Source organism: Nocardia alni, from assembly GCF_019038435.1.
GTDB lineage: Bacteria > Actinomycetota > Actinomycetes > Mycobacteriales > Mycobacteriaceae > Nocardia > Nocardia alni.
Genome location: NZ_JAGPOX010000047.1, coordinates 33758 through 59830, shown reverse-complemented (window position 1 = coordinate 59830; position 26073 = coordinate 33758). Strand labels below are relative to the sequence as shown.

The window sequence follows — 26073 nt, the reverse complement described above, 5'->3', positions numbered from 1 at the left end:
CTGCTGATCGCATCCGTGGCCATGGCCTCGGTATTCGGGTGGAAACTGCATGACCGGGATGCGGTGGACGCGTCCGCGCGGCAGGCCGAGGCTACCGCGCGGACTTATGCGGTCACGCTCACCAGCATCGACTCGGGGCATATCGATCAGAACTTCACCGATGTATTGAACGGTGCGACAGGTGATTTCAAGGATATGTACGCCAAGTCCAGTGATCAGCTGAAGTCGATGCTGGTGCAGAACAAGGCGGTCAGCAAGGGGACGGTCGTGGATGCCAGCATCATGTCGGCGAGCCGGGATCGTGTGCAGGTCATGCTGTTCGTCGACCAGCAGGTCACCAATTCGCTGAGTCCGGATCCGCGGATCGACCGCAGCAGGGTCATGATGACGATGGTGCGGGCGGGCGGGCACTGGCTGGCCTCGAATGTGGAGATGGTGTGAGCACCCCGGAGTCGCCGGCCGTACTCATCGGCCGGTGGGGGCGGGGCTATCTGCGTCGCCACCCGATCGCGTCACTGGAAACCGTTGGCGACCAGTTCATTCTGGGCGTGCGCGCGCTCCAGTACCTCGTTATCGACGTGGTGACCGGCCGGTTCGCCTTCGGCGAGTTCGTGCGGCAGTGCGCGTTCATGATCAAGACCTCGTATCTGCCGACGATCGCGGTCGCCCTGCCCATCAGCGCGACGCTGTCTATCCAATTCGGACTGCTGGCCGGACAGGTCGGCGCGACCTCGCTCGCGGGTGCGGCCAGCGGTCTGGCCGACATCCGCCAGGCCGCGCCCGTGGTCACGGCCATGCTGCTGGCCGCCGCGGTGGGCTCGGCGATCTGCGCGGATCTGGGTTCGCGCACGATCCGTGAGGAGATCGCCGCGATGGAGGTCATGGGCGTGCCGGTGCTGCGGCGGCTGGTCGTGCCCCGGGTGGCAGCGGGAATCCTTGTGGCGGTGGGGCTCACCGGGTTGAGCGCGTTCGTCGGATTCCTCGCGGGTTATCTGTTCGACGTGTACGTCCAGGGCGGCACGCCGGGCAGCTTCGTGGCCACGTTCTCGTCGTTCGCCACCATGGGCGATATGTACCTGGCACTGGTCAAGGCCGTGGTCTTCGGGCTCATCGTGACGGTCGTCGCGTGCCAGAAGGGCCTGAGCACCAAGGGCGGACCGGGCGGTGTGGCGAATTCGGTGAACGCCACCGTGGTCGCCTCCATCGTGCTGCTCATGCTGGTCAATGTCGGCTTCACACAGCTCTATACGATGCTGTTTCCCCGGCAGACGTTGTAAACCATGGCCGCACAATATTATCCGCTGAATCTCGGCCGGGTCGTGCGCGTCGCAGGCGCCGTCACCGGTCCCCCTGCGCGCGGTGTGATGCGCTTGGGCCACATGGCCACCTTCTTCTTTCGTGCACTCGCCTCGATACCGCTCGTATTGCGGCACTATCGCACCGAGCTGCTGCGGCTGATCTCGGTGGTGACGTGGGGCAACGGCTCGCTCATCGTCGGCGGCGGCACGGCCGGGATCATCGTCGTGCTCGGCGCGAGTGCGGGCGCACTGGTCGGCATCGAGGGCTACAGCGCGCTGAAGCTGCTGGGCATCGGCCCGGCCACGGGACTGATCGCCGCGACCGCCTCCACCCGCGAGCTGGCGCCGATCATGGCCTCGATAGCCTTTGCCGCACAGGCGGGTTGCCGCTTCACCGCGCAGCTGGGCGCGATGCGGATCGCCGAGGAAATCGACGCCATGGAAGCCCTGGCGATCCGCTCGATCCCGTACCTGGTGACCACCCGGCTGATGGCATCGATCGCGGCCATCGTGCCGCTGTACATGGTCTGTCTGGTCGTGAACTTCCTTGCGGTGCAACTGGCCATCGGCGTGGCGGGAGACGATTCTCCCGGCACCTACCAGCACTACTTCCGCATGGTGCTCAGTACCAGCGACGTGGTGTACTCGCTGCTGAAAGCCGTTGTCTTCGTGATCATCACGACCACGATCCAGTGCTACTACGGCTTCTACTCCACCGGCGGCCCGGAGGGCGTCGGCATCGCCGCCGGACGCGCCATGAGAGCCAGCATCACCGTGATGATCTGCGTGAACCTGCTGATGACGTTGACACTCTGGGGATTCGACGCTGGGGCGCGACTGAGCGGGTAAGACCGGCCGGCACGCGGCGCGGCCGTCACCGAACACCGTTTTTTCACGCCGGCCACCCGCCGTGGCGGGTGGCCGGCGTCGAAGAACGCTGGTCGGCCTGCTACTTCAGCGTGCTACCCGCGTCGACCGTCATCGGCAGGCCGGTGACGTACCGGGACTCGTCCGAGGCCAGGAACAGCACGGCGTTGCTGATATCGACGGGCTCGACCCAGCCCACCGGAAGTACGTGCATGAACTGCGCGACCGGTTTGAAGTCCTCCGGGCCCGGGTTCTCCAGGTCGGGGCGGAACAGCTTCATGGTGGCCTCGTTCATGAACATCGGGGTGTTGACGTTCGTGGGGTGCACCGAGTTGACGCGGATCGAATGCTGTCCCAGCTCCACCGCGAACGCCCGCATGAGCCCGACCACGCCGTGTTTGGCGGCGATATAGTGCCCTGTGTTCGGGTACGCCTTGAGTCCGCCGACCGAGCTGGTCAGAATGATCGAACCGCCGTTGCCGGCCGAGAGCAGGTGGCCGACAGAGGCTTTCACGGTCTTCCACGGGCCGGCCAGGTTGATGTCGATCATGGTCTGCCAGTCCTGCTCGCTGGTCTTGTCCAGCGTCGCACCGCCATTGCCGATACCGGCGTTGGCGACGATTATGTCGAGGCGGCCCAACTGCTCCACACCACTGTCGACCGCGGCCCTCAGTGCGTCGAAGTCCCGCACGTCGACCTCGGTGGTGACGATGCGGCGGCCGAGATTCTTCACCAGGTCGGCGGTTTCGGCCAGATCCTCGGGCGTGGACCCTGGAATGGCGTCACTGCCGCTGACGTTCTTGCACACGTCGACGGCGATGATGTCGGCCCCTTCCTGCGCCAGCCGCACCGCGTGACTGCGCCCCTGACCGCGCGCGGCCCCGGTGATGAAGGCGACCTTGCCCTCTACTCGTCCGGTCATGTGAATGCTCCTTTCTGAGCGGGCGATCGGTCATCCCGGCGTACCGGGCTCCATCGGCGCCTGGGACACGTCGGTGGATTCCCGCCTCGAGCACGCGGGAATGACGAGATCTGTTGTGCGCGAGCGGCGGATGCCGATGCGCTGGAGAGGACCGTGCTGTGGTGAGATCACGTGGCACGAGTCAGTCTTCGGACGTGTGTCCGTGACGGCGCCGGGAGAGCAGCACGATCAACAGCAGTGCGATCACGGCGAGGACCGGGCCGTACAGCGTGATACGGCCGATGCCGGAGGCGGCCAGCACGTCGATCGGCTCGGCTGGGGCGCGATGCGCCGGCGCGGTTCTCGCGGGGTTCGCCGCCACGGTGACGCCGAGGGCGTGGGGTGTCGAGCTGAGCCTGGCCGGGGACGATGTATCGACGTCGTGAGTAGACGGATCTGCGGCGGGCATTGGACTCTCGGGGCTCTGCGCGGAATCCTGCGCTCCGGCCGTGATCTCCGCGGCGAGGTTCTCGGCGAACCGCCCGATGAGCGTGCCCGCCACCTCGGCCAGTGCGCCGCGCCCGAACTGCGCTGGCTTACCGGTGATGTTCAGGTCGGTCTCGACGAAAACATTCGTGTTGTCACCGGATTCGACCAGGCGGCAGGTGATGGTCGCCTTCGCCGTACCGTTGCCGCGGGTCTCGCGCCCGCCGCCCTCGAGCACGGCCACGCCGGCCTTCTCGTCGGCGGAGACGACCCGGATCGTGCCGGTGTACGACAGTCCGACCGGACCGAGTTTGACCTTGATGCGGCCGAGGAAGCCCTCCCCGTCGCGCCCGGTGAGCGTCGCGCCGGGGACGCAGGGCGCGATGCGCTCCAGGTCCAGCAGTACCGGCCAGGCCTGTGCGGCGGGGACGGGAATGCTGAATGAATTGTCGAGTTGCATACGGGTCCCTTCAGAGCGCGACGGTCTGCGCGCCGCGGCTGGTGGCGGATAGGCCGAGTGTGTATTCCGGGCGCATCTCGTTCGCCTCAGCCCGCGACGGCGTCGGTGTCCGCAGGGGCGGCCGCCCGCGTCTCGTGTATCGAATCCGCTGCCTCGCGAACGGCTTTCAGGATTCCCTGATATCCGGTGCAGCGGCACAGATTGCCGGACAACGCCTCGGCGATCTCGGCATCCGAGGGGGTCGGATGCTCACGCAGGAACGCTGTCGCGGACACCACGAAACCCGGTGTACAGAAACCACATTGCAGGCCGTGATGGGTCCGGAACGCGGCCTGCACCGGCGAGAGGGAGCCGTCCGGGGCGGCCAGGCCCTCCACAGTCGTGATCTCTGAACCATCGGCCTGGACCGCGAACATCAGGCAGGACCGGACCGCCTCGCCGTCCACCAGGATCGTGCACGCTCCGCAGACCCCGTGCTCGCAGCCCAGGTGGGTTCCGGTGAGTTCACACCGCGTGCGCAGGTAGTCGGCCAGGGTGAGCCGGGCCGGCACGTGGTCGCGTCGCCCGATCCCGTTGACGCGCACCCTGATCGAGATCTCGGTGGGGTCGTGCTCAGTCATTGCTCGCCTCCGCGACTGCCCGTAACCACGCTCGGGCGACCATATGGGCGCCGAGCCGTCTGCGATACTCCGCGGACCCGTGCAGGTCGGACGGGATCGACGACAGGGATCGTGTCGCGCTGTGCCCCACGTCCTGCGGGACGATGTCCTGGGCGGGTTTGCCGAGTGCCGAGGCCTCGGTATCGGTCGCGCGCACGGGTATCGGTCCCATCCCGAACAGTGCGATGGCACAGCGTTCGATCCGTGAGTCGGCGTCCAGGCGGATCGTCACCGCCGCACCGGCCATCGCGAAATCACCGCTGCGGCGGGCGAATTCCTCGATGGCGCAGCCGTAGCGCCCCGCTGGGCGCGGCACGCTGATCCCGGTGAGCAACTCGTCCGGCTCCAGCCGGGTGCTCCACAGCCCGGTGAAGAACTCGGCGGCGGACAGGGTTCGGCGTCCGCGCGGCGAGAGCGTCTCGAATTCCGCGTCCAGGGCCAGCGCGACGGCCGGATACTCGGCGGCCGCGTCGGCATGCGCGATCGATCCGCCCAGGGTGCCCCGGTTGCGGATCTGGAAGTGCCCGATCAACGGTGTGGCGCGGGACAGCAGCGGGGCCGAACGTTGCACCGGCGCGGCGCGTCCCACGTCGGCGTGGGTGGTGCCCGCGCCGATCCACACGGTGTCCGGACGCTCCGTGATGCCGCGCAGTTCGCTCACCCGGCGCAGGTCCACCAGATGCTCGAACACCGCCAGGCGCATCACGAGCATAGGCATCAGGCTCTGCCCGCCGGCGATGACCTTCGCCTCGTCACCCAATTCGGCCAGCAGGGCGACGGTTTCGTCGGCGGTGTCCGGCGCGTGGTACTCGAATGCCGCGGGTTTCATGCCCGGCTCCGCGCCCGGTCGATCAGGTCGACGAGGGTGGCCGGAGTCAGTGGCAGCCTGCTCAGCTCCACACCCAGCGGGGCCAGGGCGTCGGCGACCGCGTTGATCACCGCGGGGGCCGAGCCGATCGCGCCGCCCTCGCCCACCCCCTTGTATCCGCCGGGCCCGGCGCTCGGTGTCTCGATATGGCCGAGTTCTATCACCGGAACCTCCGTCGTGGTGGGCAGCAGGTAGTCCATGAAGGTGGTGGCGACCGGGTTGCCGTCCTCGTCGTAGGCGAGGTTCTCGTACAGCGCCCCGCCGATGCCCTGCACCGTGCCGCCGAATACCTGGCCCGCCACCACATTCGGATTGATCATCGGCCCGACGTCCTCGCTCACCACGTAGCGCAGCAGGGTGACCCGGCCGGTGTCGAGATCCACCTCGCAGGTGCACGCGTGGGTGGCGTTGGCCCAGATCATCGGCGCGGCAGCGCGAAAGCGCCCGCTGGCCTCCAGCCCCGGTGGCACGCCCGCCGGGAGCGAATCGAGCTGGAAGTAGGCGATATCGGCGATCTCCGCCAGCGACAGCTCGGTATCCGGCAGCCCAGGCACCCGCGCCCGGCCGCCCTCGAACACCACCTCCGCGGTATCCGTGCCGAACCGTTTCGCCGCGATCGCGACGATGCGATCCTTCAGCACCGCGGCGGTTTCGGCGATCGCGCCCGCGGTCATCGGGCCGGAGCGGCTGCCGCCGGTGCCCGCGCCGAACGGGGTCACGGCCGTATCGCCCTGCACCGTGTGCACGTCGGCGAAGTCCACGCCGAGCGCGTCGGCGGTCAGCTGAATCACGGTGGTTTCCAGGCTGTTTCCGCACGAACCACCGGCCACGTATACGTTGACCGCGCCCGACGGTTCGATCCGGATGGTCGCGCCCTCGGTGGCCTGATACGGTATCGCTCCCGCGGTCGGCTCCACGTAGGTGCAGGTGCCGACGCCCAGGTAGCGGCCCTGGTCGCGGGCGCGCGGCTGCTGTTCGCGGAACGTGTCGTAACCGATGAGCTCCAGCGCCTGTTCGAGGGTCTCCAGTGGCGTGATATCGCTGTAGGGCATGCCGTTCGGGTTGGCCATCGGCAGGTCCTCGCGCCGAATCATGTTGCGCCGACGAAGGTCCGCCGGATCCATACCGATCTGCCGGGCCGCGGTGTCCAGTAACAGCTCGCGTGCCACCGATTCGAACTGCCACGGGCCGCGGTACGCCACTCGCCCGACGGTGTTGGTGTAGACGAACTTCGCGTCGAAACTCGCTGCGGGAATGCGATAGGGGCCGGGGAACAGCATGCCGACGGCGATGCCCGCGGTCAGCGGCGAGGGGACCGGGTACGCGCCCACGTTCTGCACGTAGTCGATGCTCGCGGCCAGGATGTGCCCGGCGGCGTCGAATGCCATGCGGGCCTGGCCGTGTTCGTGCCGGGCGGTCCCGGCGCACATCAGGTTCTCCTGACGGTCCTCGATCCATTTCACCGCGCCCCGCAGGCGCCGCGCCGCGAGCAGCACGCACATGTCCTCGCGCATCGGCAGTACCTTCTGCCCGAAGCCGCCGCCGGTGTCGCGGGCGATGACACGGACCTTGTGCTCGGGGATGCCCAGCAGCCGGGCGCTGAATCCGCGCATCCCGTGCGCGGATTGTGTTGAGGCCCAGACGGTCAGCTCGCCCGTCGGGGCGGACCACTCCGCGATCAGCCCGCGGGTCTCCATCGGCGCGGGGACGTACGCTTGCTGAAAGACGTCTTGCCGCACGACATGCGCGGCCCGGTCGTAGATCGGCTGCAGTTGCGATGCGGGCAGGCCGCCCATCGCACCGGCGAGGTTGCCCGGACATTCGGGATGCACCAGTTCGGTGGATTCGGCGGCGGTGATGTAGTCGACTACCGGCGGCAGCGGGTCGTATTCGACGACGACGAGTTCGGCGGCGTCCTCCGCGACATAGCGGTCCACGGCGACGATGAGCGCGACCGGATCGCCCACGAACCGCACCTCGTCGGCGGCCAGCGGCGGCCGGGGCACGGGCGGCATTCCGGGCATGTCGAGGGGGTAGACCACCTCGTGCACGTCAGGGGTCAGATCCTGGGCGGTGTAGATCGCGTGCACGCCGTCCAAGGCGCGCGCGTCGGAGGTGTCGATGCTCAGGATCCGGGCGCGGGCGAGTGGGCTGCGCACGAAATGGGCATGTGTCATGCCCGGACGGCGCACGTCGTCGACGAATTCCCCGGCTCCGGTGAGTAATCGCAGATCCTCCACCCGGGGGACGCTGGTGCCGACGATACCGGTTGGCACGGTGGTTGTTTCGGTCACGGTCGCCGCCAGCGGGATACCGTGCGGGGGATTGTCGATCCGCTCATCGGGCTCGTCCTCCATTCACCTCGGCGGCGGAAACCGTCGGTGGTCGGGTGCATCGTGAGCGGCGGTGAGGCAGGGAATCGCGGCTGTCGTTCGCGGATGCTGTGCACTTGTTTAACATTCTGGTTCCAGGGGTGTCAATAGCGGCTATGCTCTGTACGAGAATGTAGATCTTTCTGAATGAGAAGTGTGTTCTCATGCGCGAATTGGCTGTGCCCCTGGCACGTTGGCATGCGGCGGCCACGCCCTACGCCCTGGCCACCATCATCGGCGTGACCGGCAGCGCCCCCCGCCCGGTCGGCGCCACCATGGCTGTCAACTCTGCCGGTGAGGTGGCGGGCAGCCTATCCGGCGGCTGCGTCGAGGGCGCGGTATACGAGCTGTGCCGACAGGCCCTGGAATCCGGCACAACGATCCTGGAAACCTTCGGCTACACCTCCGCCGACGCCGACGATTTCGAGGTAGGCCTCACGTGCGGCGGCAGAATCGAGGTCCTGGTACACCCCGTGCGCCAACCGCAGTTCGCAATCATCGAAGCAGCCCTGCACACCCACAACCCCGTGGCCCTCGTACGAGATGTGCTGACTGGAGCTATGCGGATTGTCGGCGCGGATGCGCGCAACGCCGTGCCGGAGGGCAGTGCCGTGTTGGAGGGGACTGCGGTGCTGGAGGGCAGTGCCGTGTTGGAGGGGACTGCGGTGCTGGAGGGCAGTGCCGTGTTGGAGGGGACTGCGGTGCTGGAGGGCAGTGCCGTGTTGGAGGGGACTGCGGTGCTGGAGGGCAGTGCCGTGCTGGAGGGGGCTGCCGTGCTGGAGAGCACTGCGGTGTTGGAGGAGTCTGCTGCGACGGGTTGCAGAGCTGCGCTGGGCGGGGGTGTTGGCGTAAGCAGGACTGCCGCGACAGAGGAGGCGGCCGGAGTGGGGTCTCCGGGGGCTGTGGTGGACTGCGGTGCTGCGGGTGACCAGGGTGATGTACGGGTTGAGCGCACAGGTGTCGCGTGGGACGGGGGTGTCGCGAAAGACCAGGATGGTGTGGGGAGCAGGTGTGTCGGGGAGGACAGGGGTGCTGTGAACGATGGTGTTTCTGTGCGGGTCGAGGGCACCGCACCGGCTGGGGGAGCGGCGAGGGGGCGTGTTGGCCGGCCGGATGCGGGCGTCGCGCAGGGTGCGGATGTCGTGCTCGGCGAGGGGCCTGTGCGGCATACAGTTGCTGTAACGGACGGGGGCGTCGAGTACCAGTTCGGTGCTGGGCCGGGCGATGATGCCATCGCGGTGCAGGCCCGTGCGATGCTCGAGTTGGGGCAGAACGGCCTGCGTGTGGTCGGTTGTGGTCCGGAGGAGGTGACCGTTTTCGTGCAGTCGTTCGCCCCGCCTCCGCGCATGATCATCTTCGGTGCGACGGATTTCGCCGCCGCGCTGTGTCGTATCGGGCGGCTGCTGGGGTATCGCGTCACCGTGTGCGATGCGCGCCCGGCATTCCTGGACGCCACCCGGATGCCGGACGCGGACGAGATCGTCGTGGCGTGGCCGCATCGGTATCTGGAAGGTACACAAGTGGATTCACGCACGGTGGTGTGCGTGCTGACGCACGATCCGAAATTCGACATCCCGGTGTTGACCATGGCACTGCGGCTGCCGGTGGCCTATGTGGGCGCATTGGGCGCGCGCCGTGCGGACGTCGAGCGCCGGACGCGCCTGCTCGAGGCGGGCGTGTCCGAGGATGAATTGTCCAGGCTGCGTTCACCGATCGGCCTGCATCTGGGCGGGCGCACCCCGGAGGAGACGGCGGTGGCGATCGGCGCCGAGATCGTCGCGGCGCGGCACGGGGGTTCGGCCGAGCCGCTCTCGCGGACCGATCGTCCCATTCACGCCTCGGATTCGCCGTCCAGCATCCCCAACTCGCGTTCGATCACCGCGAGGGCCTCCGCGTGACCGTCGCTCAGCCCGAGCGCCTCTTCCAGCACGAGCGTGCGAGCCATTCCGGTGAGCGCGACGGCCAGCGCGCCGACCGGGAACCGCTCGGTGTCCAGGTCGCTGTCCTTCACGATCTCGGCGAGCGCCTCGATCTGCATGCGGCGGAAGGTTTGTGCCGCATGGGCGACCGCGTCCCGGATCGCCGGGCGATGTGACGACAGCCCGACGAACTCCATGGTGATCCGCACATCGGCCGGATCGGTGCTGAAGCGCCACAGCGCCCGCAGCGGCCGATCCGTGCGCAGCAACTCCTCCTGCCGCGACACCGCGGTGTCCACCCGCCGTTCCAGAATCGCCAGGAACAGATCGTCCATCGACCGGAAGTAGTAGTGCACGAGCTGGCTTTTCAACCCGGCTCGCTCGGCCACCCGACGCGAGGTCACCGCGGCATACCCCTCCTGCAACATCAACTCCTCGGCGGCATCGAGCAGCGCACCGCGATTCTTCCCGTCGGGCCCGCCGATCCTGCGCGGCGCTGCCATCGGTCACACCTCCTAGCCGAGCCCGAGGCAGGGACTCGGTGATCATGGTAGCGGCGGCGTTCTGCGTCATCAGGAGCCCCTGTATGGCCGGGCTCACCACCGTCCAGCGCTCCGCCGAGCAGTGGCCGCGCCGTCACAACACCCGGATCGTCCCGCTTCGCACACAACACCGTCTCTGGATCGTGACTATCGCGCCGATTCGACGGCAGGACTACCGCGCCGAACCGACGGCAGCATGATCCAAGCCTCGATGTGCTCAGGTCGAGGGCGTGTGACCGGCCCATCGCTGCATTTTCCCGCCTCGAGACTCTGGTTTCCGACGATTACACCCGAAGAATGCAGCGGGAGGCCGGTTCTCCAAGCCGCTCGCCGCGATGCCGACCCGGCACCGCGCCCATGACGTCAGTGCGCGGCCGTCACCACGCCGCACAGTGCGAGCCGACTGCACATCGCCACGGGAAGGACACCCCGGCCTTTCGCTGCATTTTCCGCCTCGAGACTCTGGTTTCCGACAATTTCGCCCGAAGAATGCAGCGGGAGGCAGGTTCTCCTATGCGGACCGTCGCAGCGCTCACGACCTGCCCGGCCACCAGGTCGAACTGCACACTGTGAGTTACTGCGCACCACAAACGCGAACGACACCCCGGCCTATCGCTACACTTTTCCGCCTCGAGACGCCGGTTTCGGACGATTTCGCTCGAAAAATGTAGCGGGAGGCCGGTTCTCCGCGACCGACCCAGCACTGCACCCGCATCCCACCATTAGCGCGCGACACCACACGAACCGCACTCTGCAAGCCGACTCCATGCCACCATGCGAAGGACAATCCGGCCTATCGCTGCATTTTCAGGCCTCAAAAATCCGGTTTCCGATGCATTACGGCATCCACTACATCGACTTCCTGCCGGGCGACCCGGCCGCACTGGGCCCGACCCTACGAATCGGCCCGCAGAATGTAGCGGGAGGCCGGATCGTCTCGCACCATCTCCCGCTACTGCCTCGTAGACGAAACATCCACACCCCCAGCATGATCTGGGTCGGCCATGTTCTGGGCGTAAGTCATGGGCCTTGCCTACGCTATGCTCGGCTGGCTCCCTGGTCGATACCTCGTCGCGTCGCTGCACGGCTGGCACCGGCCGGATCGACACCGGCACAGCCACCGGATGAACCATGATCACCGGCGGCCCCATCCGATCCACTATCGGTAGGTGCGCACCCCTCGATACGACGGCCCGGCCTACCGCTACATTCTGCGTGCTCGAAAGTCCGGAAACGGACGAACACCCCCGAAGAATGTAGCGGGAGGCCGGTTCTCACTACGCGCATGGCTGATCGCGGCCTGCCGCGTCCTCAGCGTCCGTGCTTCACCTGGCTGAACGGCACGCCCTGATCGGCCGTCGCCTCGCGGGGCATGCCGAGGATGTGTTCGCTGATCTGGTTGCGGGACATCTCGGTGCTGCCGCCGGCCAGGCTCCAGGCCGCGCGGAACAGGTAGTCCAGGCCGATCGAGGAGGTCAGTGCGCCGGGACCTTCGGCGGCGACCGCCGCGCCGGCCAGTTCTACCGCGAAATCCGTTTGCAGGCCGGCGTTCTCGGCGCTGAACAGGCGCACGATCGCGCCTGCCGCGGGCGGCAGGCCGCCGGATTCGATGGCGCGGGAGACGCGGTCGACGAGTTGATCGCGCACGACGTTCATCGCGCGCGCCTCACCGATCTGCTCCAGCACCGCGGGATCGTCCAGGCGCCCGGCCGACCGGGCGATGTCCACCAGCGAACTCACGTCCGCGCCCAGGTGCGGGCGGGCGCCGCTGGTGTAGGGCGAGGTGCCGCCCATGGCCGAACGCTCGTGGAACAGCAGTCGCCGCGCGGCGGGCCAGCCGCCGCCGGGCTCGCCGATCATCGCGTCGGCGGGCAGGCGCACATCGTCGAAGAATTCCTGGCAGAACTCCGTCGACCCGGTGACCTGCCGGATCCGCTGGATCGTGACGCCGGGGGCCCGCACCGGCACCAGGAACATGGACAGGCCGTGGTGCTTGGTGGCCTCCCAGTCGGTGCGCGCCAGGCACAGGCCGTAGTCGGCGGCGTACGCGCCCGAACTCCAGATCTTGGAGCCGTTGAGCACCCAGTCCTCGCCGTCGCGATCGGCGCGGGTGGTCAGCCCGGCCAGATCCGATCCGCCCCGGGGCTCGGACAGGAACTGCGCCAGGATCTCCTCGCCGCGCAGCACCGCGGACAGGTGGGTCTGCTTCTGTTGTTCGGTGCCGAGGTCGAGCAGGGTCGCCGCGCAGATCGCCAGCGTCGGCACATTCAGCACCAGCGGCATCTCGTACGGCAGCGACGCGGTGGTGAACGCCTGCTGGTGTTCGCGCGTAAGCCCTTGGCCGCCATACTCCTCGGGGAAACAGATTCCCGCGAAACCGCCGTCGAACAGCAGCCGTTGCAACTGCCGTGCACGATCCCAGATGGCCTCGTCGTCGACACCGGTGTACCGGCCCGTCGACGGCGGCAGGTTCTCCTTCAGCCAGCGCCGTGCGCGTTCGCCGAATTCGGCGACGGGCTCGATGTCCGGGGATGCGGGCGTGGAGGGCTCACGATCGGTGGTGTCACGGTCGATAGGCATCGCTGTACTGCCTCTCTGAAATCGTTGGAATCCATCGGCGAGCAATGGATTTCGGTGAATCCCGGTCGACAGCATGCCGAGCTGACGGCCGCGGATGCACCCGCGCCGGGGTGACGGTCGAGTACGTCTGCGAGCGGGGCCGGGTGATCATGCGGCGGTGAGCAGCAGCTCTGCGATTCTGCGGCGATGATCGGCGGGGGTGCCGTAGAGGGCGCGGCCGACGGTGACCCGCCGCAGGAACAGGTGCAGGTCGTGCTCCCAGGTGACGCCGATGCCGCCGTGAATCTGCACGCAGTCCTGCACGATGACCGGAGTCTTCGCGCCCACATAGGATTTGGCGACGCCGATCGCCTCGGCGGCAGAGGCCCGGTCGTCGTCCCAGAGCGCGGCCGCCGCGGTGGCGGTGGCGTGGCAGGCCTCCAACCAGGTCTTGTTGTCCGCCATGCGATGTTTGAGCGCCTGGTAGGAAGCCAGTGGACGGCCGAAGGTGTAGCGATCGAACATCCAGGCCACGGTGGCGTCGAAGGCGCGCTGTGCCGCGCCGGCGGATTCTGCCGCGGTCAGGGCGGCGGCGACCTCGAGCTGGGTGCGCGTGGCGGCGACGGCGATCGGCCCCCGGTGCGCGAGAGTTCCTACCGCATCGGTGAATTCGACCCGCGCGGTGTGGCGGACCAGGTCCAGTGAGGGTACCGGGGTGACCGTCACGCCGGTCGAGTCGGCGGGCACCAGCAGCTGCACCGGACCATCCGGCCCGTGCGCGGTGACCAGGAAGATATCGGCCTCGGCGCCGTATTCGACCCGATCCTTGACACCGGTGACGCGCAGGACGCCGCCGTCCTCCCGAACGCCGGTGCCGGGCGCGGAGAGGTCCAGGCCGCGGCCGGGCTCGTACAGCGCCCACGCGGCGACGGTGTGCCCGGCGACGATCGCGCCGATGAGTTCGGCGAAGGTGTCCCGGTCGGTGGGCGCCTCCCCGGCCGTCAACAGCCCCGCCAAGACGGCGCTGGTCGTGATGAGCGGTCCGGGGGCGCAGGTGCGGCCGAACTCCTGCGCGACCAGGGCCAATTCCGTCAGGGGGCGACCCGAGACCGAACCGCCGCCCAGCGCCTCGGGCACCAGCATGGCCGTCCACCCCAGCTCCGCGCCCCGCGTCCACCAGGCCCGGTCCAAACCCGTCGCAGCCTCGCCGAGTTCGCGGATCACCGAGATCGGCGTCGTACGATCGAGGAATTCGCGAGTGGTTTGCCGGAACAACTGCTGGTCGGCGGTTATGTCTGGGCTCATGCGCTGGGTCCTCCGGCGACGGACGGGGTGGTGGGGTGGGGCCATCGGTTGACGACTCCCGATCCTGTGACGAGAATCGTATCATCATTTAAGGAGAGTATGATTCTCGCAACGGTCGTCCCTGGGCGTCCGTGGAATCAATTTGTCGGACATCGCCGCACGAGGTGGGTCCGTCGCAGACCAAAGGGAGCGCATCAGTGGCCTCGGACGACCTAGCCTCGGACACCGCAGCACGGGACTACTCAACTGTGGATTTCTTCCTCGGGCAGGACCTGCTGGAGGATCCTTACCCGTACTTCGACTCACTGCGTGAGCAGAGCCCGGTGACCCGGGAAGACAACCACGGCGTGTACATGGTGACCGGATACGACGAGGCCCTGGCGGTGCTCAACGACACCGAGCGGTTCTCCTCGTGCATGTCGGTGACCGGCCCGTTCCCCGGATTCCCGGTACCGCTCGTGGGTGATATCGACGCGCTGATCACCGAGCATCGCGACAAGCTGCCGCTGAGCGATCAGCTGCCCACCATGGACCCGCCGGAGCACACCCGCCATCGCGCGCTGCTGATGCGGCTGATCACCCCGAAGCGGCTGAAGGAGAACGAGGATGCGATGTGGGCGATCGCCGACCGCATGCTCGACGAGTACCTGAAGCCCGGGCGCGGTGACTGCATCCGCGACTTCGCCGGACCGTTCACCCTGTACGTGATCGCCGACCTGCTCGGGGTGCCCGAGGCGGATCAGGAGTTGTTCCTGAATCAGCTGCAGCGTGAGCACCGGCCCGGCGGCACCCTCGGCAGCGTCGAGGGAAAGGCCATGGAGCACAACCCGATCGAGTTCCTGTTCGCGAAGTTCTCCGACTATGTCGAGGACCGTCGCGCCCAGCCGCGCGGCGACGTGCTGACCAGCCTGGCGACGGCCACCTTCCCGGACGGTTCGCAGCCGTCGGTGCTGGATGTGGTCCGGGTGGCGGCGAACGTGTTCTCCGCCGGTCAGGAGACGACCGTGCGCCTGCTCAGCGCCGCGCTGCGGATGATCGCCGAACAGCCGGAGCTGCAACGCTTCCTGCGCGAGGACTCCAGCCGCATCGCCAACTTCGTCGAGGAGGTGCTGCGCACCGAGAGCCCGGTGAAGGGTGACTTCCGGCTGACGAAGGAGCAGGTGACCGTGGGCACGGTGGACCTGCCGGCCGGCACCACCCTGATGGTGGTCAACAGCGGCGCGAACCGGGATCCGCGCCGTTTCACCGATCCCACCCGGTTCGATCCGGAACGCTCGAATGCCCGCTCGCACCTGGCCTTCGGCCGCGGCGTGCACACCTGCCCGGGCGCGCCGCTGGCGCGTGCCGAGGCCCGGATCGCGCTGGAGCGGCTGCTGGATCGCACCACCGATATTCGCATCGATGAATCCGTGCACGGACCGGCCGGATCCCGCAAGTATCGCTACGTGCCGACCTATGTGCTGCGCGGTCTGATCCACCTGAACCTGGAATTCGATGTGGCCGAGGAGAAGTCGTGATGAAGGTAGCCATCGACACCGATCGCTGCCGGGGGCACGGCATCTGCACCACGTTGTGCCCGGATGTGTTCTCCATCAACGACGGTGGGTACGCGGAGGTGTCGAGCCCGGAGGTGGCGGCGGAGCACGAGAAGGACGTCCGGACGGCGGTGGACTGCTGCCCCGAGCGGGCGATCGAACTGAGCTGATGTCGCGTGCTGCCGGCTGGAATCCGAAACCGGGACTCCGGTCGGCGGCACGCCAAGGTGGCAGCTCGCTCGCCGATGTCGGCGTTCGGCGCGGACGGGGCCACTCCCGGTGAGTCGGCCTCGAGCCGGTGAGTCGGCCTCGAGCGCCGCGAGGATGCCTCCCGCTCGGCCCGGCGTAGCGGTGAGGCGGGTGCGGGCTGGGAACGACCAGCTGACGTGTCGAAATGCGCGCAGTCGCAACGAGCTGGCCACGACGGCGGCATACTACAGCTGTGCCCGGCATCGTGTGGTGCGCGGGATACGGTGTAGCGCTGGGCAATTGCTGTGCGGGCGGATCCACACGCCGCTGGCCCGAGGGAAAGTGGGGATTCGATGGACGACCGTTCCGGCGGAGATTCCGCGACAGGCGAGGGCGGCGCGGGGACGCAACCCGATATGACACCCCGCTGGCACGCCGAGCGATCCCCCGATCGGGCGGCGATCGTGATGGCGAGCAGCGGCGAGGTGGTGACCTACGCGCAGCTCGAGGAGCGGTCCATCCGGCTCGCGCGAGCGCTGCGGCAACGCGGGCTCGAGGTGGGAGGTCATCTCGCGATCCTGATGGAGAACAATCGAGAGTACCTGGAGATCGCCTGGGCGGCGCAGCGCAGCGGGCTGTACTACACCCCGATCAACCGGCATCTGAAAGCCGCCGAGGTGCAATACATTCTGGACGACTGCGGCGCGACCGCACTGGTGTCCAGCGGCGCGATGGCCGACGTGGTCGCCGGGCTGGACCTGTCCGGAATCACCACGCGGATCTGCGCCGCGGGGGAACTGCCGGGTTTCGAGGATTACCGGGCAATCCTGCGCGATTCGTCGGCGGAGCCCCTGGGCTCGGCCGAGTGCGAGGGCCGGGACATGCTGTACTCGTCCGGAACGACGGGTGCGCCCAAGGGGATTCGCAAACCGCTTCCGGCCACGGCGCTGGGTGATCCGGAATCCGGTCCGGTGCTCATCGCACGGGGGCTACTGATGAGCGGGATCAGCGACGGCGCGGTGTATCTGTCCCCGGCTCCGCTGTATCACGCCGCACCGCTGGTGTTCTCGATGTCGTGGCACCGGCTGGGCGCGACGGTCGTGGTGATGGAGCGCTTCGACGCGCTGGAATGCCTGGAGCTGATCGAGCGTCACCGGGTCACGCATGCCCAGATGGTGCCGACCATGTTCATTCGTATGCTGCGGCTGCCCGAGGACGTACGCGAGCGATACGACCTGTCGAGCCTGGTCGACGTCACACATGCCGCGGCGCCGTGCCCCGTGCCGGTGAAACGGCAGATGCTGGACTGGTGGGGGCCGATCATCAGCGAATATTATTCTGGCACAGAGGATATCGGCAGTACGCATATATCCGCAGAGGAGTGGCTGAGTCATCCGGGGTCGGTGGGCAGGCCGCTACAGGAGTGTCACATCGTCGACGAGGATGGCGCGGACCTGCCGCCGGGTGGGGTCGGCGTGGTGTACTTCGCCGGCGGACGTGGTTCGGAATACCACCACGATCCCGCGAAGACGGCCGCAGCCACCCATCCGAAGGGCTGGCGCACCCTCGGTGACATGGGCTATCTCGACCCCGAGGGCTACCTGTATCTGACCGACCGGCAGTCGCACATGATCATCTCCGGCGGCGTGAACATCTATCCGCAGGAGGCGGAGAACGTGCTCGCCTCCCACCCGTCCGTCGCCGACGTCGCGGTCATCGGCGTGCCCGACGCGGAGATGGGCGAGTCGGTGAAGGCCGTTGTGCAACTGGTAGACCAGTCGTCGGCCGGGCCGGACGCCGCCGCGACTCTGATCGCCGCCTGCCACGCGGAACTGGCCGCCTACAAATGCCCGCGCACGGTCGACTTCGTGACCGAGCTGCCGCGAGACCCCAACGGTAAGCTGTACAAGCGCCGCCTACGCGAGCAGTACTGGGAGGGCCACGCCAACCTCGTGATCTGAGGGGATTCGAACTCTGTCATCCCAGGTCATCGCCATGGCCGTGCCATCCCGCCGCGGGTCCAGCGGATGTATTGCGGCCCCGTCGTTCTCGCGCTGGGGGGCTCCGGCTCCCGGCCGGGCATCGGCCGAGGCATCAGGTCATGCGTCGGGTGATCAGGCCGGATGGTCAGGGTTTCCTCTCGTGGGGTCGCCGGACAGCTGCGCTCGCCCGCGCTCGGTGACCTCGGCACGCCGCTCGGCGATTCGGCTGATGCCCGGTTGCCAGGTTTCGGCGAGTATGCCCTCCAGGAGGTGGGCCTCGTCGAGGGTCGCGGCGTTCGTGACGCGGCGGTAGTGCTGAAGTAGCTTCTGTACCGCATGGCGGTCGTTGCCTGCGATGTCGGCGGCCAGTTTTCGGGTGAACGGCAGCAGATCCTCGTGCGGGACCACGTGATTCACCAAGCCCAGGCGCAAAGCCTCGGTGGCGGTGAGGAAGTTGCCGGTGAGCGACAGTTCGAGTGCCTTGCGTACGCCGACGGTGGCCTCCAGCAGCACGGTCGCGCCGCCGCCGGGCATGACGCCGACACGGGCGTGTGTATCGGCGAAGCGGGCGCGGTCCGAGGCCACCAGGAAGGTGCACTGCAGGGCCATCTCGAGACCGCCCGTGACGGCCGGTCCGTTGATCGCGCCGATGATCGGCTTACCGGTCGGCGGCAGAAAACGGAACAGGCCGTTGACATCTCGCTCCGGACCCGCACCGGGCGCGCGAACGGGCGCCGAGGGCTCGCTACGGCCCGAGGCCTCGGCCAGGTCGACACCGGCGCAGAAGGCCGGATCCGCGCCGGTCAGCACCATGACATCGACCGCCGCATCCGCGTCGGCGGCGCGTACGGCGTCCCATAGCTGGTACATGAGCTCGCGATTGAGGGCATTTCGCGCGGCCGGGCGGTTCAGCGTGAGCGTGGCGACCCGATCCGCGACGTCGACGAGGACTACTTCGGACATCGGCCACCTCCGGTGAGAATCACGTTATCGATACTGCGATACAGTACTCTCGACAGGCTGATACGATGGCACCGCTGCCGGGGTGCCATCGGGCTGGTCCCGAAGGTGGCGCCCACCGGATGTGATGTTCGGCCGGTTCGCCGGCACAGGCCCGGTCCGTTCGGACCGCATTCGAGGAGGCTTTCGACAGCCCGGACGCAGGAGCACGAGGTGAAGGTCGACGCGACGATCGGGGGACTGGCCGGCGCGACCGCGCAGGCGCGGCGGCTGGAACGCCGCGGCTACGACGGCCTGTGGGTCGGGGAGATGAACCAGGACCCGTTCCTGCCGCTGGCACTGGCCGCGGAGGCCACCGACCGTATCGACCTGGGGACCTCCATCGCCGTGGCCTTCGCCCGCTCGCCGATGACGCTGGCCTATACCGCCGCCGATCTGCAGCAGCATTCCGGCGGCCGGATGTGGCTGGGGCTGGGATCGCAGGTGAAAGCGCATGTGGTGCGCCGGTTCTCGATGCCCTGGGGACGACCCGCGCCGCAGATGCGTGAGTATGTGCTGGCCCTGCGCGCGATCTGGGCGGCCTGGGGTGACGGCAGCCCGCTGCGCTTCGAGGGCGAGTACTATCGCCATACCCTGATGCCGCGCGACTTCGCCTCGCCCGCAACCGATCTCGATCCGCCACGGATATTGGTGGCAGGTGTGGGCGATGCGATGACCAGGGTCGCCGGCGAGGTCGCCGACGGGTTCCTGTGCCACGGGTTCACCACCGCGCGGTGGATCAGGGAACGCACGCTTCCCGCGCTGGCAGCGGGCCGGGTGCGCGCCACCGCGGCCCCGGGCGGTGTGACATCGGGCGAGGCGGTTCCGGACGGTTCGGTCACGAGTGGATTCGATATCGTCGCAACGCCGTTCGTGGTCACCGGCTCCGATCAGCAGATGGCCCAGGAGATTCCGGCCCTGCGTGAGCGGATCGCGTTCTACGCCTCCACCCCCTCCTACCGCGGACTGTTCGAGTTGCACGGCTGGGAGGGGCTCAGCGAGGAGCTGACCGCGCTGTCGAAGGCCGGTCGCTGGACCGAGATGTCGCGGCTGATCACCGACGACATCCTTGCCGAATTCGCGGTCATCGCAGCTGTACACGAGGTTCCGGAGCGGTTGGCCGCTCGCTTCGGCGGTCTGCTCACCCGGATGTCGTTCCGGCCCGCGGGGTTGGATCCGGAGGCGGCCGCGGATCTGGCCGCCGACGTACGCAGGCGTTGTACCGCGGCCGAGCGCGACGCCGCCGTGGGGCGTCCGGTGTAAATGTTTCGGGCACAGCAAGTTCGAGGAATCGACCGGGTGGACGGCGCAACGCTGCGCCGCCGCCCGGTTCGGCCTATCGTGGTGGTACGACCGGCCGTCGAAAGTTTCTCGAAAGTCCGAAAAGTGCTGGGAGATAACGAATGACCACGATGATCCCGACTGACGCGTCCGCCGACGAACTCCCCGAATACCCGATGCCGCGCGCGGCGAACTGCCCGTTCGACCCGCCCAGTGAGCTGCGCGACTACCAACAGCAGGGGCCGCTGCGCAAGGTCAAGGTCTGGGACGGGCAGGAGGCATGGCTGGTCACCCGCTTCGAGGACCAGCGCAGACTGCTGGCCGATCCCCGGGTCAGCGCCGATGTCAACGCACCCGGATTTCCTCGTCAGGCGGCGCCGATCGCGCAGCCCGACGGGCAGCGTCCCGGGCTGAGCTTCATCTCGATGGACGATCCGGAGCATGCGCGGCTGCGCCGGATGGTGACCGCGCCGTTCATGATCAAGCGGGTCGAGGCGATGCGCCCGGCGGTGCAGCAGATCGTGGACGAGCTGATCGACCAGATGCTGGCCGGGCCGAATCCCGCCGATCTGGTCGAGGCGTTCGCGCTGCCGGTGCCCTCCCTGGTGATCTGCCGCCTGCTGGGCGTTCCCTACGCCGACCACGACTTCTTCCAGACCAACACCCGCGTGCTGATCAAGCGCGACACACCGCCCGATGTGCGCGCGGCGGCCTCGCAGCGGTTGCACGAGTATCTCGACGAGCTGGTCGGCCGCAAGGTCGCCGACCCACAGGACGATCTGCTGTCCGAACTCGCGGTGCAGCGGATCTCGACCGGCGAGCTGACCCGCGAGGACGCGGCCCAGCTGGCCCGCCTGCTGCTCATCGCCGGCCACGAGACGACCGCCAATATGATCGCACTGGGAACCCTTGCGCTGCTCCAGCATCCGGACCAGCTGGCGATTCTGCACGACTCCCCGGACCAGGCCACCCTCGCCTCGGCGGTCGAGGAACTCCTGCGCTACCTGAACATCACGCACACCGGTCGCCGCCGCGCGCTGACCGGGGATGTCGAGGTCGACGGCGTGACGCTGCGGGCCGGTGAGGGCATCGTCCTGGCCAACGACATCGGCAACCGCGATCCCGAGGTCTTCGACGATCCCGACCGGCTCGACCTGCGCCGCGACGCGCGTCGTCATGTAGCGTTCGGATTCGGTGTGCACCAATGCCTCGGCCAGCCGCTGGCGCGGATGGAGCTCCAGGTCGTCTACGGCACCCTGTACCGGCGCATCCCGACCCTGCGCCTGGCCACCGAATTCGAGCAGATCCAGTTCAAACACGATGGTTTCGTCTATGGCGTCTATGAGCTTCCGGTCGCCTGGTAAGAAAGGTTTTCCATGAAAGTAACTGTCGACCAGGAGAAGTGCATCGGCTCCGGCCAGTGCGTGCTGGCCGTGGCCGAGGTCTTCGACCAGCGGGACGAGGACGGAATCGTCGTGCTGCTGAACGCCGAGCCTTCGGCGGAGCTGGCCGATCGAGTCCGCGAGGCCGCGGCCATCTGCCCCGCGCTGGCGATCGGCGTCGAGGACTGACTCGCGAGGCTCGGCATGCCAGGATCGAGCTCTGTCCACAGTGCCGGTGCTGGAATACAATTGGCCCGGATACTCCCCAGGTGTCGGGCGGCACAGGACGCCCCTCGACCCTGTCGGGGGGTGATTGGATCGGCGAATTCCGGCGGCGCAAGCGGCGCCGCTGGCACTGCCGCATCGGTGCTGGTCATAACCCTATCGTCAGGTTGAGCGTGGCGATTGCTGTACCAGATGCCGTCCGGCAACCGATGAGCGACTTCAGAATTCGCCGTCTCAGCCGCGGGCAGTGTATTCGGTCCGATCAGCGGCAACCCGGAGATCGCAGCGCACAGCCTCGATGGATCCGATGAGCGACTTCAGAATTCGCCGTCTCAGCCGCAGGCGGTGTATTCGGTCCGATCAGCTGTAACCGGTGCGGATCGCAGCGCACAGCCTCGATAGATCCGCCCTGTGCATGTGCGGGATATCCGGATCTATCGAGACAGTGTCCGATCTTTCAGCGGAGCGGATCTACGGGGTCGGCCGGCATGCGTCCATGACCGCGGTCACGGCGTCCACTCCCGGTCGCGCGGGCACCACCCGGACGATCGCGCTGTCCAAACCCTCTGCCATACGGCGGAATGCGGCGCCGGCGCCGGAGGCCGGGCCGAAATAGCCGACCTGCGTGGCCAATTCGTCGGGGAACGCATCGATCAGCTCGTCCTGGGACGCACCCTGGTCGCGGCGGTTTTCCAGGTCGGTCAGCACCTCGTCGAAGCCCATCCGGCCGAAGTGGCCGCGGTAGCCGAGTTCCTTGTTCACGCCGGGCCAGGCCAGCGCATACCCTATGAGCGCCTCGACGAGGGCGCGGCGGGCCGCGTCCACATCGTCGTCCACGCAGATGCGGATGTACTCGGTCATGGTGACCTCGCCCGGGTCGCGACCGGCCGCCCTCGCCCCCTGCGCCACGACCTCGCGGTTGGCCGCCACCTGTTCGGGGGTGCACCAGTTGAACGACGCGCCGTCGGCGGCCTGTCCTGCCAGTGCGAGCATCTTCGGGCCGAGTGCGCCGAGTATCACCGGCACCCGGTTCGGGGCCGAGGCGAGTGCGAAGCCGTGCAGTGTGACGGCCTTACCCTCGTGTTCGACGGTCTGTCCGGCCAGCAGGGGACGCAGGGTTTCCAGCCATTCGCGCATCGTGCCGAGCGGGCGCAGGTCGTCGCGCAGGCCCAGTGACCGGCGGTAGAACGGGGTGTGCAACGCGCCGGACCCGATGCCGAGCACGAATTTCCCGCCGCTGATCTCGCCGACCGCCGCCGCGCTGGCCGCCAGCGCGGGCACGGACCATTGACCGACCGGCAGCACGGATATCCCGGTGCCGATGCCGCCGGGCACGACCTCCGCGCTGGCCACCGACCACTGCGCGCAGACGTGCAGCGGATCGCGGCCCATCCCGGCATTGGTCCAGACGCTCTGATAACCGAGCCGAGCGGCATGCCGCGCCAGCTCACGATGTTCGTCCCACGACAATCCCAGGCCCTGATCGAGCCCGACCGCGATCTCCATGGCAGCGCCGGCCTTCCTGTGTGATGTCCGGTCACTCGAGGCTAGGCGAGGCGCGGATGTCTGTCGCGTACCGGGTGGACGGATTCGTTCGTCGCGACAGGAGGAACTCGGCGTATCAGTGCGAGACGAGTCGGACACCGATCGGCAGGTTCCGGCGACAGCGCCGAAGAGCGGGGACAGGCCCGATTATGCCTACGCGGCGGGATCGAACGGACGTTGTCCGCACGATCCCGCCTGTCGGCAAGACGACCCCGCCGACCTCGGATGAGAGCCGTGGTGGCTGGACGGCTAGATTCGGACGTATCGGGGCCCTCGACGCGGACGTCATCGCTCGCGGATCCGGTCCGGCTGGCCCCCGGTGTCGTCCCGTTCGCCTCGCCCCCCAGCCCGAGCAGGAGCTGGGGTCGGCCGTCGCTCCGGCTGACCTCCGGTGTCGTCCCGTTTGCCTCGCACCTCTGCATGGCTGCGCAGCTCGGTCAGTACAGCCGGGACGAGTCCGGTGTGATGCGCCCCGCCGTGATCAGGGTCTCGAACGCCGCGCGCTTGCGGGCGCACGAGTGTTCGCGGTGCATCTGCATGGTGAGGTGGGCCTCGGCGACCGTGAGGGCGCGATCGGGTTTCGAGCACGACCATCCCGGCGGCCAGCTCCAGGTCTTGGCCTCGCGGCGGGCCAGGGGGGTCCGATGGCCGGCGATGGTGGCCCGGCGTGGTCGGGCGGACCACAGCAGTGAGAGCCCGACCAACGCGAATCCGCAGCCGGCGAGCGTGATGAGCACCACTGATCCCACACTCCACGTGCCCATGAGTTGCATCCTTCCGAACTGTTAGTGCCTTATAACCACGTGCGTGGTCTGACACGATTCGCCAAATCCACCAGGCGGATTCGGTAATCGGTGTCGTCGGCCGTGCGCGCGAGTGCGCGCAGGCCCGCCTCGAGACCGGACCGCAGCCCCGATTCGGTCGCGGGGGTCTCGAGGATCGCCTTCTTCGGATCGCGCACCTGCCCACCGGCCAGCAGCCACGCCAGCGTCGCCCACAGCAGCACGACGCGGGTCGGCAGATAGCGCGGCGTGCCGGACAGGTCGGCCAGCCGTCCGGCCGCGACCCGCAGATCCTTCTCGGTGAGCCGATGCAAGGGGACCGAGACCTGCAGCAGACATCCGGCCAGCCCGGCGGTGGTGCGATGCGGTGAGGCCGTGGGTAATTCGTCCAGCACGGCGATCGCCGCCGGGATCGCGCCGCCCTCGGCCAGCCGCCGGGCCAGGCCGAAGGCGGCACTGGCCGCGCGGCGATCGGTCTGCCATGCGCGCCGGTAGTTCTCGATCGACGCCTGCTGCCAGTCGTCGCCGTCCGCGTACGGTCCGCGCGAGCGCACCAGCAGCTCCGCTGTCGCGGCCATCGCCAGACTGGGCGCGGACTCGTCCGGAAGCATCGCCCGCACGATGTCGAATTGCCGGTGTGCCCTTCGATACTCGGTGTCCAGCCGCGCGGCGATCGCGGTGTACCAGGCGATGCGCCAGTCGCCGACGCAGTGCGGCCGCAGGGATTCCAGTGCGGCGCGGGCGGTTCGCGTCTCACCCAGCTCGAGCAGCACCCGGATCAGCTGGAGGGACGCCTCGAATTCGAAGGAGCCCGGCACGCTCGGATTCGCGTCGGCGCGGAAGGGAATGCGCTGCAGCATGTTCAGGGCATGGCGAGCATGCGTGTGCTGCAGGTTGGCCAGCAGCGCGCAGCTGGGGTCCCGGCTGTCCAGCCGCGGCACCGGCAGCGCGGCGACCACCTGGGGTGCGTCGAGCGAGGGGGAGCGGTGGACGCCGTCGACCATGCCGTCGAGGTGCACGACCAGCATGTCGATGCCGAAATCGCCTCGGGCGCGGTTGAATTCACCCGAGGACGGCTCGGCGGGCCGCTCGGGCTCGCGCCGGCTCGGGCTCGTCCACTCCGGCGCCGGTGTATCCCGGGCCGGCGCGGCGAGCGACGGGACCGGCCCGGGTTCCCGGAGGAGTTCGAACGTCATGACCACTCGCTACATTACGTGCCACTGTTTGGTGTAACGTAACGCCGAATGATGGCATATAGCAAGTGTGGTGTCCGGACCGTAGCCAATCGTTTACATGGACGACCGATTCTCTGCCGGGGCGGTTGATCCGCCCTCGGCGTTCCCGTCGCGGGTGAGTTCGGAGCCCCTGAGCCAGGGGAGTGCTACGACGTCGGGCAGGGTATCGCGCTCGAGGTGTGTCCGAGTGCGGCGTGCTTGGGGGCGAGCCGCTGGGCCTCGTAGCGCGGCCGGTGCACCGCGACGAAATCCATTCGGCCCTCGCCCACGGTCTCGTGCGAATCACGGACTGTCACTTGCCAACTGCTGAACTTGCCGCGTGCCCGGACGCATCGTGCGGTGATCGTCACCTCCGCGCCGATGGCGATCGGGCCGAGGTGGCCCAGGTGCTGGCGGGTGCCGAGGGAGCAGTACCCCTCCGGCATCGTATCCAGCAGTGCGACCATGCAGATTTCCTCGCAGAGCCGGATCACCGCGCAGGAGGCGACGACCGGTGGCTTGTTCGACCATGCCGGGCCGGATCCCGCTGTCTGGACGCAATCCTGCGGTCCGGTCCGGTAGATGGCCTCTCGCAGGGTGCCGAGCTGGGCGACGGGCGGAGTCTGCTGTGCGCGGCGTAATGTGATCGTGAACAGTCGACGGCGTACGGAGCTGGTGGTCATGAGCATGTGCCGGTTCTCCC

The 26073-nt window shown here is 68.1% G+C and carries 24 protein-coding genes; 11 read left to right on the top strand and 13 right to left on the bottom strand.

Annotation, left to right across the window (positions count from 1 at the left end; genetic code table 11):
* The 3 genes from JZ791_RS19515 to JZ791_RS19505 form a co-directional block, all read left to right on the top strand.
* The coding region (locus JZ791_RS19515) for an Rv1363c family protein (RefSeq protein WP_498049402.1) at positions 1–441 on the top strand (441 nt) is incomplete at its 5' end.
* Positions 438–1277: an MlaE family ABC transporter permease gene (locus JZ791_RS19510; protein WP_216896579.1), complete on the top strand. Its 840-nt coding sequence runs from the start codon at positions 438–440 to the stop codon at positions 1275–1277. The genes JZ791_RS19515 and JZ791_RS19510, both read left to right, overlap by 4 nt.
* 3 nt (positions 1278–1280) lie before the next feature.
* Positions 1281–2147, top strand: a complete 867-nt coding sequence (locus JZ791_RS19505) for an ABC transporter permease (protein WP_216896578.1) — start codon at positions 1281–1283, stop codon at positions 2145–2147.
* A gap of 100 nt (positions 2148–2247) precedes the next feature.
* Here JZ791_RS19505 and JZ791_RS19500 read toward each other — a convergent pair whose 3' ends face one another.
* The 5 genes from JZ791_RS19500 to JZ791_RS19480 all read right to left on the bottom strand — a co-directional run bounded on the left by JZ791_RS19500 (position 2248) and on the right by JZ791_RS19480 (position 7896).
* A complete protein-coding gene (locus JZ791_RS19500) occupies positions 2248–3087 on the bottom strand; it encodes a mycofactocin-coupled SDR family oxidoreductase (RefSeq protein ID WP_216896577.1) in 840 nt (279 codons plus the stop codon).
* Positions 3088–3268: 181 nt separating this feature from the next.
* Positions 3269–4012, bottom strand: a complete 744-nt coding sequence (locus JZ791_RS19495) for an SRPBCC family protein (protein ID WP_216896576.1) — start codon at positions 4010–4012, stop codon at positions 3269–3271.
* An 86-nt stretch (positions 4013–4098) separates the two neighbouring features.
* Entirely contained in the window at positions 4099–4632 is a 534-nt protein-coding gene (locus JZ791_RS19490; protein WP_216896575.1) for a (2Fe-2S)-binding protein, read from the bottom strand.
* Positions 4625–5500, bottom strand: coding sequence for an FAD binding domain-containing protein (locus JZ791_RS19485; RefSeq protein ID WP_216896574.1), 876 nt, complete (start codon positions 5498–5500; stop codon positions 4625–4627). Before JZ791_RS19485 ends, JZ791_RS19490 begins: the two co-directional genes overlap by 8 nt.
* Entirely contained in the window at positions 5497–7896 is a 2400-nt protein-coding gene (locus JZ791_RS19480; protein ID WP_216896573.1) for a xanthine dehydrogenase family protein molybdopterin-binding subunit, read from the bottom strand. The genes JZ791_RS19485 and JZ791_RS19480 overlap by 4 nt, the downstream gene beginning before the upstream one ends.
* Positions 7897–8075: 179 nt before the next feature.
* Between JZ791_RS19480 and JZ791_RS47210 the strand changes: the two genes are divergently transcribed.
* Positions 8076–9809: an XdhC family protein gene (locus JZ791_RS47210; protein ID WP_438804538.1), complete on the top strand. Its 1734-nt coding sequence runs from the start codon at positions 8076–8078 to the stop codon at positions 9807–9809.
* Here the strand turns inward: JZ791_RS47210 and JZ791_RS19465 are convergent.
* Entirely contained in the window at positions 9743–10333 is a 591-nt protein-coding gene (locus JZ791_RS19465) for a TetR/AcrR family transcriptional regulator (protein ID WP_216896572.1), read from the bottom strand. The genes JZ791_RS47210 and JZ791_RS19465 overlap by 67 nt on opposite strands.
* Positions 10334–10416: 83 nt before the next feature.
* On the opposite strand from JZ791_RS19465, the gene JZ791_RS19460 reads away from it, so the two are divergent.
* Positions 10417–10572, top strand: a complete 156-nt coding sequence (locus JZ791_RS19460; RefSeq protein ID WP_216896571.1) for a hypothetical protein — start codon at positions 10417–10419, stop codon at positions 10570–10572.
* A gap of 1111 nt (positions 10573–11683) precedes the next feature.
* Here JZ791_RS19460 and JZ791_RS19455 read toward each other — a convergent pair.
* Together JZ791_RS19455 and JZ791_RS19450 are read right to left on the bottom strand one after the other, a co-directional pair.
* A complete protein-coding gene (locus tag JZ791_RS19455) occupies positions 11684–12952 on the bottom strand; it encodes an acyl-CoA dehydrogenase family protein (RefSeq protein ID WP_216896570.1) in 1269 nt (422 codons plus the stop codon).
* 147 nt (positions 12953–13099) lie between these two features.
* Positions 13100–14236, bottom strand: a complete 1137-nt coding sequence (locus JZ791_RS19450; protein ID WP_216896569.1) for an acyl-CoA dehydrogenase family protein — start codon at positions 14234–14236, stop codon at positions 13100–13102.
* Between the two features lie 197 nt (positions 14237–14433).
* Here JZ791_RS19450 and JZ791_RS19445 point away from each other — a divergent pair, with 197 nt between their 5' ends.
* From JZ791_RS19445 to JZ791_RS19435, 3 genes are all read left to right on the top strand, one after another.
* On the top strand, positions 14434–15753 hold the full coding sequence (locus JZ791_RS19445; RefSeq protein WP_308162993.1) for a cytochrome P450: 1320 nt from the start codon (positions 14434–14436) through the stop codon (positions 15751–15753).
* Entirely contained in the window at positions 15753–15941 is a 189-nt protein-coding gene (locus JZ791_RS19440) for a ferredoxin (protein ID WP_216896568.1), read from the top strand. The genes JZ791_RS19445 and JZ791_RS19440 overlap by 1 nt, the downstream gene beginning before the upstream one ends.
* A gap of 435 nt (positions 15942–16376) precedes the next feature.
* On the top strand, positions 16377–17921 hold the full coding sequence (locus JZ791_RS19435; protein WP_216896589.1) for an acyl-CoA synthetase: 1545 nt from the start codon (positions 16377–16379) through the stop codon (positions 17919–17921).
* A gap of 153 nt (positions 17922–18074) precedes the next feature.
* Here JZ791_RS19435 and JZ791_RS19430 read toward each other — a convergent pair whose 3' ends face one another.
* Positions 18075–18905 carry an enoyl-CoA hydratase gene (locus JZ791_RS19430; RefSeq protein WP_216896567.1) on the bottom strand — a complete coding sequence of 277 codons (831 nt, stop codon included), beginning with the start codon at positions 18903–18905 and terminating at the stop codon, positions 18075–18077.
* Positions 18906–19115: 210 nt separating this feature from the next.
* Between JZ791_RS19430 and JZ791_RS19425 the strand changes: the two genes are divergently transcribed.
* From JZ791_RS19425 to JZ791_RS19415, 3 genes are all read left to right on the top strand, one after another.
* Positions 19116–20204: a TIGR03617 family F420-dependent LLM class oxidoreductase gene (locus JZ791_RS19425; RefSeq protein ID WP_216896566.1), complete on the top strand. Its 1089-nt coding sequence runs from the start codon at positions 19116–19118 to the stop codon at positions 20202–20204.
* Positions 20205–20344: 140 nt separating this feature from the next.
* Positions 20345–21586 carry a cytochrome P450 gene (locus JZ791_RS19420; RefSeq protein WP_254205967.1) on the top strand — a complete coding sequence of 414 codons (1242 nt, stop codon included), beginning with the start codon at positions 20345–20347 and terminating at the stop codon, positions 21584–21586.
* A 12-nt stretch (positions 21587–21598) separates the two neighbouring features.
* The gene (locus JZ791_RS19415; protein ID WP_216896565.1) at positions 21599–21793 is read left to right on the top strand and encodes a ferredoxin; all 195 of its coding nucleotides are present in this window, start codon (positions 21599–21601) and stop codon (positions 21791–21793) included.
* Between the two features lie 507 nt (positions 21794–22300).
* Here the strand turns inward: JZ791_RS19415 and JZ791_RS19410 are convergent.
* From JZ791_RS19410 to JZ791_RS19395, 4 genes are all read right to left on the bottom strand, one after another.
* Entirely contained in the window at positions 22301–23335 is a 1035-nt protein-coding gene (locus JZ791_RS19410; RefSeq protein ID WP_216896564.1) for an LLM class flavin-dependent oxidoreductase, read from the bottom strand.
* A 476-nt stretch (positions 23336–23811) separates the two neighbouring features.
* Positions 23812–24138, bottom strand: a complete 327-nt coding sequence (locus tag JZ791_RS19405) for a hypothetical protein (RefSeq protein ID WP_216896563.1) — start codon at positions 24136–24138, stop codon at positions 23812–23814.
* Between the two features lie 29 nt (positions 24139–24167).
* Positions 24168–25352: a tetratricopeptide repeat protein gene (locus JZ791_RS19400; protein ID WP_216896562.1), complete on the bottom strand. Its 1185-nt coding sequence runs from the start codon at positions 25350–25352 to the stop codon at positions 24168–24170.
* Between the two features lie 185 nt (positions 25353–25537).
* Positions 25538–26053, bottom strand: coding sequence for a thioesterase family protein (locus JZ791_RS19395; RefSeq protein WP_216896561.1), 516 nt, complete (start codon positions 26051–26053; stop codon positions 25538–25540).
* Positions 26054–26073: the final 20 nt, after the last annotated feature.